Origin of the sequence: Acidocella sp., assembly GCF_013044125.1 — a bacterium.
Taxonomy (GTDB): domain Bacteria; phylum Pseudomonadota; class Alphaproteobacteria; order Acetobacterales; family Acetobacteraceae; genus Acidocella.
The window spans coordinates 1-2,740 of sequence record NZ_JABEVC010000064.1; the positions used below are offsets into that span (position 1 = coordinate 1).

At 64.2% G+C, this 2,740-nt stretch carries 2 protein-coding genes; one reads left to right on the forward strand and one right to left on the reverse strand.

The window, feature by feature from the left end; all coding sequences use genetic code 11:
* Window positions 1-129: 129 nt before the first annotated feature.
* Window positions 130-1,107 (reverse strand): Gfo/Idh/MocA family protein, encoded by a 978-nt coding sequence (locus HKL97_RS03715; RefSeq protein ID WP_291422757.1) that lies wholly within the window; start codon window positions 1,105-1,107, stop codon window positions 130-132.
* An 85-nt stretch (window positions 1,108-1,192) separates the two neighbouring features.
* Between HKL97_RS03715 and secD the strand changes: the two genes are divergently transcribed.
* On the forward strand, window positions 1,193-2,740 hold a 1,548-nt coding region (gene secD / locus HKL97_RS03720), incomplete at its 3' end, for a protein translocase subunit SecD (RefSeq protein WP_291422758.1).

The window sequence follows — 2,740 nt, forward strand, 5'->3', positions numbered from 1 at the left end:
ATCACCGCCTCCCATCAATCAAATCAACGGGAAACACCGAATCATAACTCACCGCGTCGGGGGAATCCCGGGAGAGTCAGAAAATTCGGCAGCTGGTATTAGCAAAGAGTCTGATCGTTTGAGATCGCGCTAAACCTTCGGGACCAACCCACTTGCCTCGGCAATCGCCCGGCTTTCGGCAATCGCCTTGCTCACCGCCAGGGCTGCTGCCAGCGCGCGGGTTCCAGCCTGTGCATCCACCACCACCGGCGCCCCGTCCAGCACCGAGGCAAAAAACGCCTCATGCTCGGCCAGCAGCGCGTCATGGTCCTGCCATCCCGCCTGCTCCACGCCAAACTCCTCAAACCCCGGCAGTTTCATCCCTATCCCGCGGCCCACCAAGGTGAGCTTGCGCGCCGCGAAATCCACAGTCAGATACCCGGTCTGCGAGAATATCCGCATCTTGCGCTCGGTCTTCAGCGAAATCCGGCTCGCGGTAATCGTCGCGACCGCGCCGTTCTCAAAGCGTATCCGCGCATTGGCGATATCGTCATGCTGGCTGGCCACGGGCGCGCCCACGGCGTCCACATGCGCCACCGGCGAATCGGTCAGCGCCAGAATCAGGTCCAGGTCATGGATCATCAGGTCCAGAATCACCGAAACATCCGTCCCGCGCGGCTTGAAGGGCGCAATGCGTACCGCCTCGATATACAATGGCTTGCCCATGCGCGCCGAGAGAGCCCCATGCGCCGCCGAGAACCGCTCCAGATGCCCCACCTGCAACACCAGCCCCGCCGCCCGCGCCAGCCCGGCCAGCTCGGCCGCCTGTTCCAGCGTCGCCGCAATTGGCTTCTCGACCAGAACATGCCTGCCGGCGCGCAAGGCTTTTGCTGCTAAATCAAAGTGATACTCCGCCGGCGCCGCGATAATCACCGCCTGCGCCAGCTCCAGAATCTCCTCCACGCTCTTCACCGGGCAGCCCGCTTCCCAGGCCACGGTCTTCGCCCGCTCCGGGTCGGCATCGGCCAGCCCCACCAGTTTTGCCCGCTTCGCAACGGCCAATTTCAACGCATGGTAGCGGCCAAAATGCCCCGCCCCGATCAGCCCAACATTCAAGCGTTCACTCATGAAAAACGTGGTATCGCCCGCCGGGGTTGCGCGCAACCGGGAGCAACGTCATACCGCCTGCGATAGAAGGATTTTCGGATCACAAATGCTGTATTTCACCCGTGCCAAAACTTATGGAATCCTGCTCCTGTGCGTGCTCGGCGTCTTGCTGGGCCTGCCCAACACCGGCCCGCGCCCGGCGTTCCTGCCCAGCTTCATCCCCTGGCATCAGGTTCACCTGGGGCTGGACTTGCGCGGCGGCAGCTATCTGCTCCTGCAAATAGACTTCGCGGCCGTTGAAAAGCAGGACCTCAACAACCTGGTTGATCAGGTCCGCCAGACCATGCGCGCCGCCAACCTCGGCTACACCGGCCTGCACGCTGATATCCCAAATCACCAGGTCGTCCTCCACCTGCTCAACCCTTCCGATGCCCCGGCCGTCACTGCGGCGCTGCGCAAGCTGGTCAGCTACGCCCCCAACGCCAGCTCCCCCAACATCGCCATCGCCCAGGCGGCGGACGGCAGCATCGACATCTCCATCCCCCACCAGACCCTCATCGCGCGTGAATCTCAGGCGGTGGAGCAGTCCATCACCATCATCCAGCGCCGGATTGACGGCTCGGGCGTGCTCAACCCCACCATCGCCCGCCAGGGCACGGACCAGATCGTCGTCCAGCTTCCCGGCATCTCCGACCCCACCCGCGTGAAAACCCTCATCGGCACCACCGCGCACATGACCTTCCAGATGGTCGACTCCAACGCGCAGCCCGGCCCCGTCGCGCCCCTGGGCGACACGCAGCTCCCCATGGCCGACAACCCGCAGCAAACCATGGACGTGTTCTCCAACGTCGCGGTTGACGGCGCCGATCTAGACAACGCCCAGGCCTCGACCGACCCCCAGAGCGGCCAATGGGTGGTCAACTTCTCGCTCAACTCCGTCGGCGCGCGTGAGTTCGCCGATGTCACCACCGCCAACGTCGGCAAGCTCTTCGCCATCATCCTCGATGGCAAGATCATCGAGGCTCCGGTCATCCGCGAACCCATCACCGGCGGCTCCGGCCAGATCTCGGGCAATTTCACAGCCCAGTCCGCAACCGACCTCGCCCTGCTGCTGCGCGCGGGCGCCCTGCCCGCCCCGCTCAACATCGTCGAGGAGCAAAGTGTCGGCCCCGAGCTGGGCGCTGATGCCATCCGCGCCGGCGCCCTCTCGCTCACCGCCGGCTTCGTCTTCGTGCTGGCCTTCATGGCCGTGTTCTACGGCCTGTTCGGCTGGTTCGCGAACGCGGCGCTGGTGATGAACCTCGTCATCATGCTGGCCATCCTCTCCTTCATGGGCGCAACGCTCACCCTGCCCGGCATGGCGGGCATTTTGCTCACGCTGGGCATGGCGGTGGACGCCAACGTGCTCATCAACGAGCGCGTGCGCGAGGAAGTAAAAGCCGGACGAAAGCCCCTGGCCGCGCTTGAGGCAGGCTACAAACGCGCCTACGGCACCATTATTGACAGTAACGTGACCACCCTGCTCGCCCACGTCACCCTGTTCATTTTTGGCTCACCCCCGGTGCGCGGCTTCGCCGTCACCATCTGCGTCGGCATCGTCACCACCATGTTCACCGCCACCGTGCTGGTGCGCCTCATCACCTCGCGCTGGTAC